This window comes from Pacificibacter sp. (assembly GCF_039769035.1).
Taxonomy (GTDB): domain Bacteria; phylum Pseudomonadota; class Alphaproteobacteria; order Rhodobacterales; family Rhodobacteraceae; genus Celeribacter.
In genome coordinates, this window is the sequence record NZ_JBDMZG010000111.1 from 1 (window position 1) to 7,050 (window position 7,050).

The 7,050-nt window shown below is 54.9% G+C and carries 7 protein-coding genes; 5 read left to right on the top strand and 2 right to left on the bottom strand.

The window, feature by feature from the left end:
• The coding region (locus ABF287_RS10110) for a sulfatase-like hydrolase/transferase (protein WP_347184886.1) at positions 1 to 1,275 on the bottom strand (1,275 nt) is incomplete at its 3' end.
• Positions 1,275 to 1,748 carry a MarR family winged helix-turn-helix transcriptional regulator gene (locus tag ABF287_RS10115; RefSeq protein WP_347184887.1) on the bottom strand — a complete coding sequence of 158 codons (474 nt, stop codon included), beginning with the start codon at positions 1,746 to 1,748 and terminating at the stop codon, positions 1,275 to 1,277. The genes ABF287_RS10115 and ABF287_RS10110, both read right to left, overlap by 1 nt.
• A gap of 108 nt (positions 1,749 to 1,856) precedes the next feature.
• Between ABF287_RS10115 and ABF287_RS10120 the strand changes: the two genes are divergently transcribed.
• From ABF287_RS10120 to ABF287_RS10140, 5 genes are read left to right on the top strand one after another with little or no spacing between them, the layout of a single operon-like run.
• Positions 1,857 to 2,807, top strand: a complete 951-nt coding sequence (locus tag ABF287_RS10120) for a tripartite tricarboxylate transporter substrate-binding protein (protein WP_347184888.1) — start codon at positions 1,857 to 1,859, stop codon at positions 2,805 to 2,807.
• Between the two features lie 58 nt (positions 2,808 to 2,865).
• Positions 2,866 to 3,432 carry a hypothetical protein gene (locus ABF287_RS10125; RefSeq protein WP_347184889.1) on the top strand — a complete coding sequence of 189 codons (567 nt, stop codon included), beginning with the start codon at positions 2,866 to 2,868 and terminating at the stop codon, positions 3,430 to 3,432.
• Positions 3,432 to 5,024: a tripartite tricarboxylate transporter permease gene (locus ABF287_RS10130; protein ID WP_347184890.1), complete on the top strand. Its 1,593-nt coding sequence runs from the start codon at positions 3,432 to 3,434 to the stop codon at positions 5,022 to 5,024. The genes ABF287_RS10125 and ABF287_RS10130 overlap by 1 nt, the downstream gene beginning before the upstream one ends.
• Entirely contained in the window at positions 5,021 to 6,544 is a 1,524-nt protein-coding gene (locus ABF287_RS10135; protein ID WP_347184891.1) for a sulfatase-like hydrolase/transferase, read from the top strand. The genes ABF287_RS10130 and ABF287_RS10135 overlap by 4 nt, the downstream gene beginning before the upstream one ends.
• Positions 6,545 to 6,565: 21 nt before the next feature.
• Positions 6,566 to 6,988 carry a hypothetical protein gene (locus tag ABF287_RS10140; RefSeq protein WP_347184892.1) on the top strand — a complete coding sequence of 141 codons (423 nt, stop codon included), beginning with the start codon at positions 6,566 to 6,568 and terminating at the stop codon, positions 6,986 to 6,988.
• The last annotated feature ends 62 nt before the right edge of the window (positions 6,989 to 7,050 follow it).

Here is a 7,050-nt window from a genome sequence, read left to right on the forward strand (position 1 = left end):
CGTGAGGTCTCGCACCACCTCAGCAAACGCCGGATCAGCCGCGAGGTTATTGGCTTCTTCAGGATCATCGATCAGATCAAACAATTCTGGGTCGAAGCCTACATAGGTGTTCAGCTTCCACCGCCCTTTGCGCAGCATGTACCCTCCAGTTACCGCGCCGACCGCGTGATACTGGCTGAGGATAACGCGTTCAAGATCAGGTTCATCGCGGGCAATCTGAGGTAGCGGCATCCCTTCACTCTCGAAACTTAAATCAAAATGGTCAGGGATTGTCGCCGCAATATCCAGCAGGTCCACAGGCGTATCACAGGTCCCAACAGGGATGTCTGGCCCTGCCATGATCATCGGCACCGCAACGGATTCCTGATAGAAGTTGGATTTGCCCCAAAGCCCACGTGCTCCGACGTTATCCCCATGATCAGAGGAGTAGATGACAGTGGTATCATTCGTCAGCCCGTTGTCCTGCAGCGCTTGCATCAGTCGACCGACATTGTGGTCCATCCAGCTGACAAGACCGAAATAGGCCGCCACAGCGTCACGACGTTCCGCAGCGGACTTGAAGTTGGACTCACTTTCCATTTGCGCATTTTGAAGCTCAACCCAAGGGTGACGCACGTAGCCATCTTTTGGATTCATCTTCGGGGCTGGCAAGCTGTCGGGTGGATAGAGATCGAAGAACTCTTGCGGCACCACCAGTGGGAAGTGCGGCGCGACCAGACCAACATAGAGGCACCATGGTTTCTCGTCATTTGCATGATCCGAAAGCCACGCCACAGTACGATCTGTCACGGCTTGATCGTAATCCGTGTATTTGCTGGTGCCTGCGCCGATAAACTCCCCCAGCATCCGTGTCTTTGGCGACACGCGTTCGCCTTCCGCCCGGATAGAGCCCCAGACCATGCCGTTGCCACCGACCACATGCATTGGGATGTGCTCTTGATCAAACCCCGCAGGATCGCCGTTTTGCCGGTAGTGTAGCTTGCCAATACTATCGACCGGCACGCTTGCATCTTGCAGGCAATGGCCCCAGCCACGTATTTGCCCCGTATAAGGCATGGCATTGTCCCACAGACGCGTCTGATGCACGTGACGCCCCGTTGCAAAGCTGGCACGTGCAGGCACGCAGATGGGTGAAGGGGTGTATGCATCGGTGAAGCGTGTACCACGGGCCGCAAGCGCATCTAGATGGGGGGTTTGCACAAACGGATGTCCTGCACAGCCCATGGCGCGGGCTTGGTGTTCATCGGACAATATAACCAGCAAATTTGACGGCATCAGGTTTCTGTATCCTCAGCAGCGATTTCAAGGGTCTCTAAGATGCGACGCAGGGTAGCAACATCCTCTCTACTCAGGTTGTCTTGCAGCTTCGCCTGTCTGCGGCGCATTTTTGGCAGGGCTGTTTCGAAAACCAACTCACCAGCCGGAGTTAGGCTCAATAGATGAACCCTGCTGTCCTTTTCGTGATTGAAAGACGCGACGAGGCCACTTTCAATAAGAGACTTAACGTTGCGGCTGACAAGTCCTTTGTCCATAGTAGTATATCGGACTAATTCAGAAGCTGTAACCGTTTCAGCCCCCCCGATGAAAGCAATCATACGCCATTGGTTCAGCGTCACCCCAACCGAATCGTTAAGGATCTTTGACGCCTGCACATTGAGTTTTTGATGCACACGAGAGATGCGATAGGTCAGGAAGTTGCTAAGCTGGGCTAGCTGCGGATTTAACGTTGTTGGAGTTTCATCATTCATAGTCGACCTCTAGCATCGATGATCACAGTAAAAAGTTGTGCCGTCAACTATATTGTTGACTGAGCAACCGATTTATGGCTTGCTTCAATCAAAGTCAGGGAGGACTCAATGAAAAACCTTATTACAGCGGCCGTTGCCGCTCTTGGAATTGCTGTATCCGCAGTATCTGCAACTGCTGCTGATTGGACCCCGCCGGGCCCGATCAAGCTGATGATCGCATTTGGCGCGGGGGGCGGTGCTGACACACAAGCGCGCCTGATCGCGGAAGAGCTTGAGGCCCGCACTGGCTGGCAGTTTATTCCAGAGCAAGTGACCGGCAAAGGTGGCGTGAACTTGCTCAAAGCCATGAAAGACATGCCTGCTGACGGCTCTGTCATCGGGATGGTGGTGACTGAATCGTTTGGCTATAATCTCTATTCCGCCAAGACAGGCATGACACCCTCGGATTTCACCGGCCTTACGACCACGGCAGGTTTCCAGATGGGCGTTGTTTCCCCAAGCAGCAAAGGTTGGACCAGCATCAGTGACACAATTGCAGCTGCAAAAGCAGGAGAGCAACTGCGTTTCGGCGTGATGAGCCCGCGTTTGGCTGATCTGGCTTACCTTCTGGGCAAGGCGCAGGGCGTTGAGTTCAACATCATCTCTGTCAAAGGCGGCAAAGCGGTCATGAACGGTGTCACCGCTGGCGATATGGATCTGGGCTTTATGGCTGGTATTCAGGGCAAAGGTGTTGCGGCTGGTGATCTGGTAAATTTGGCCTCAGCGCTGAGCACACCGCTAGTACAGACACCAGACGCACCTACGTTTGCGGATCTGGGCGTTGCTTATGACAGTGATGGCTACTTCATGTTCGCCGCGCCTGCTGGCATGGCCGACGATGCACGCACCGCACTCAGCGATGCAATTGCGGACGTTGCCTCCGATCCGGAGACCAAAGCAGGCGGGTTGATCAAGAAAGCCTTCGGTGGTGCTGCCATCATCAAAGGCGCTGATCTGGATGCCCTGATGGCGAAGGGTTTTGACGAATCCGAAAGCTTGATTAAAGCAGCTTCTGAGTAATTAGAGCCAACCTCGGGCGTCCTAAACTGGGCGCCCGAAGTGTATCTGGAGATAGCAAATGCCCTCACCGTCACGATCCAACCTCTATATCGGGCTGATCTGCATCATCTTTGCGATCACGCTGATCTTTGTATGGATTCCATTGGACACTGACAGCGGCATTGTCGAGAAAGTTCGTGGACGGTTTAACATCGGCGATGCTTTGGCCCCCACAGTTGCCGCGTGTTTTGTCCTTGTTGGCAGTATCCTATTGCTTGTTTCTGAACGGAACGACGCGTTCCAACCCGTACTGGGCAATAGCCATTTCTCTTTTATCGCCAGCTTGATGGTCGTCACAATTGTAAGCCTTTTGGTGATGCGTTTTGCGGGCCCCTTTTTCGCCGAAATTGCCAATCTGTTTCGTGCAGAGCCGATCGAATACCGTCTGCTGCGCGCAACGCCAGGTTGGAAACATGTAGGCTTTGTTCTGGGCGGGGTCATGATGGTCTCAGGGATCATCGCCATCGTCGAACGTGGATTTTCCCGCCGTGGTTTGTTAACGGCCGTATTGGCTGTTGTCGTTATGATCCTTGTGTTCGACGTTCCGTTCGAGGATCTTCTATTGCCGCCGAATGGCGACGTCTGATGGGCGTTCTGGATTATATCTGGCTTGGCGTTCTCGCGGTCTTCCAAGGCCCCGAAGCTTTCACCCTCTTTGGCATTGCCGTGTCGATCACCCTTGTGATGGTGCTTGCCGGGTTTCTTTTTGGCATCGTTGTCGGTGCGACGCCCGGTCTTGCCGGCCCCTTTGCCATGGCGATTTCGCTGCCGATACTCATTTCTATCTTTGGCTATTCACCAGACGCCCTATTGCCGGTCATGGGGTTCCTGATTGGCATCATGAAGGGTGCGACCATTGGTGGCGCGGTCCCTGCGATCTTGTTCAACACCCCCGGCACGCCTGACGCCTTCATGACCACATTGGATGGCTACCCGATGGCGCAACGGGGTCAGGCGAAGAAAGCATTGCGCGTCGCACACTTCTCGTCCGCCTCCGGCGATACATTTTCCGATCTGGTGCTTTTCGTCTGCGCGCCTTTTCTTGCCATTCTGGTCGAGGCTTATCTGGATCTGCCAGAAAAGACTGGCCTTCTGATCCTGTCACTCAGCTTCATTGCCGCCGTGATTGGCGGGTCGCCAGGCAAGGGACTGATCTCCATCGGGCTGGGATTGCTTGCAGTCTACGTCGGCACAGGCGAGGATTTTTACCCACGGTTGTCGATGGGTTCAGACGAGTTATCGCGCGGCTTTCCGATCACAACGGCTGTCCTTGGTGTCCTGATCATTGGTGCAGTCTTCAAAGGCTTGGAGGAAACGTGGCGTGAAAATAGAGGGTCCAGACCTACGCCAAACGTTCCCGAGACTGGGGATCAAAAACTGCACTGGCCAGAGATAAAGCGACTGCTGCCTTTCATCTCTCGTTCGGCCCTCATCGGAACTGGCATCGGCGCCCTGCCTGGTGTCGGTTCAACGCTGGCTGCAACGCTGGGCTATTCGGTTGGTCGCGCCCGCCATGCCAAGACAAAAGCGCCCGATGCACCTGAGTTTGGCAAAGGTGCGCCAGAGGGCATCGCCGCGACCGAAGCGGCCAACAGCGCTGTGTCCGGTGCAAACCTGATCCCCGTTTTGTCGCTGGGCATTCCGGGCAACGCAGCAGCCGTCTTTTTGATCCTCGCGACCGAGACCATTGGCGGGTTCAACCCCGGCCCTGCGGTGTTCCGTTTCTCTGCCGACGTGGTTAACCCCGAACTTGTGGTCGCCTTTGGCTTGTTCACCTGCATGACCATCGCGAACCTGTTCAACTGGACCATTGGCGGCGTGTTCATGCGCTCCATGGGCTTTATGATCCGCATCCCCAAGCAGCTTTTGCTGCCATCGGTCTTGCTGCTGACTCTCACTGCAATCTACGTCCAAGAAACTCGCCTTGAGGCGATATGGTTCGCCTTGGGTTTTGGCGTGCTTGGCTACTTCATGCGGGTACTTGCCATATCTCCTCTTCCCTTTGTCATCGCATTCATCCTTGGCAAATCTCTGGAAGAAACCGCCCGCCAAGCCTATTCAGCCACGGGTAATGATCCCTTCTTCCTTCTGAACAACCCAATCGCCCTAGCCTTTATCCTGATGTCCGTCGCCGTGATTATCTTTTCGGGACGTAAACCTAAGAAAGCCGCGTCATGAGTAGACCAAACATCATACTGATTTCGTCCGACCAGCACCGCGCCGATTGCATGGGGTTCAAAGGGCGCAACATAAAAACGCCGCATCTGGATCAATTGGCCGCGAGCGGCACAGTGTTTGACGCCTGCATCACGCCTTCGGTGGTCTGCCAGCCCGCGCGTGCCTCGATCCTTACAGGGCAGCTGTGCCGCACCCACGGCGTGCATGATAACGGCATCGATCTGCCGCCAGAGATTGGCGAAAAAGGGTTTGGCGGGTCAATGGCAGCGGCAGGTTATCAAACCAGTTATTTCGGCAAGGCGCATTTTTCGACCTATCACACCTATGAGCCCACAGGTTCGCCCGAATGTTTGCGCTCGTCTGCCAGCTATCCCGACACGTGGAACGGGCCCTATATGGGGTTCGAACATGTAGAATTGATGTTGGTTGGCCACAACTGGTGGGCACCTGAAAAGCCGCCTGCGGGCCAACACTATGAGCGGTTCTACCATATGGATGGCAAGGGCGATGAGCGTACCAAATTGATGTGGGAAAACGCCGGCGACACCAAAGGCGCGGCACAGGTATGGCACTCAAAGCTGCCTGTGGCCTATCACAACACGCCTTGGACAGCAGACCGCGCAATTGAATGGTTGCGGCACGGGCGCGACGCAGAAAAACCGTTTTGCACATGGGTCAGCTTTCCCGATCCGCACCACCCGTTTGACTGCCCAGAGCCTTGGTCGCGTCTGCATGATCCGGCGAACGTCGACCTGCCCCAGAACCGCACTCGTAGCTTTGAGGGTAAACCATGGTGGCATAAGGCGGCGTTAGAGGGCGAACCTGCCGATCCCAAGTTTGCAGAAATCCGCAAGGCCTACAGCCGCATTTCGCCCCAGACGGACGACCAACTGCGCGAGATTATTGCCAACACTTACGGCCAGATCAGCTTTATCGATCACCAGATTGGACGGATCATGAATACGCTGATGGAGGAGGGTTTGGATGAGAACACCATCGTCATCTACATCTCTGATCATGGCGATTGGCTGGGCGACCACGGGCTGATCCTGAAAGGCCCGATGCACTACGAAGGGCTATTGAAGGTTCCAATGATCGTGAAAGGACCAGGCGTACCAGCAGGTAAAGTCGTGGACGAGCCTGTCTCGACCCTTGATCTGGGGCCGACATTCTTTGACTACGGCACTGCCGAGGCGCAATTAGCGCAGCATGGGAGCAGCTTGCGCCCCCTGATTGAAGGCGACGCTACACGCGATTTTGCCCGCAACGAATGGGGCCTTTTGCCCGGACGTGTTGGCGTCGCGCTAGAACTGCGAACGGTGCGCACCCGAACCCACAAACTGACTGTAGATTTGAATTCGGGCGCTGGCGAAATGTATGATCTGCAAGCGGATCCAAACGAAATGCTGAACCTGTTTGATGTGCCGGAAGCCGCAGAAATGCTGGCAAAATTGTCCGGCTACATCGCCAGCCGCCCGCAAGATATGCTTCCGGATCAGACGCCCGTCGGGACGGCATAGGGTTTTGCCCTGAGCTATAACATCAATTTGGAAACGATGACGGCGGCGGAAACCTGGCGCTATGGCGGCGATGACATCCCCTATTCCATGTATGTCGGTGGTGTCGGCGAGATGCCAAATGGAAGCCGCTTTATCGCTTCTACAGGCGTCAAGCTGTATAAAGAGGGCTCGCAGTGTGGAGCCAAAGGAGTCCGCAAGGCGAGGCTTCTCGGAGACCCAAGTGATGCTAATCTTGGTCAGTCCGTTGTCCGGACCGCCATGACGTTTGTGAGGGGGTCGGATGCGCTTACTTCACCAAGTTCAAATACAATAACTTCCTTAGAGTCGCCCACAATAGACAAGGCAGGCCTGTCAGGCTTACCATGGCGTTTGATGAGCAAAACCGCTTTGTGTTCCAATTTTAAACGTTTTGCCATTGTGGTGAAAGCTGAGCGTATTGATTAGGCTTTTTGGTGCTGTCAGACGAATGAGAACTCGCATCAGATTGCTGGTGCAGCCTGAACCTA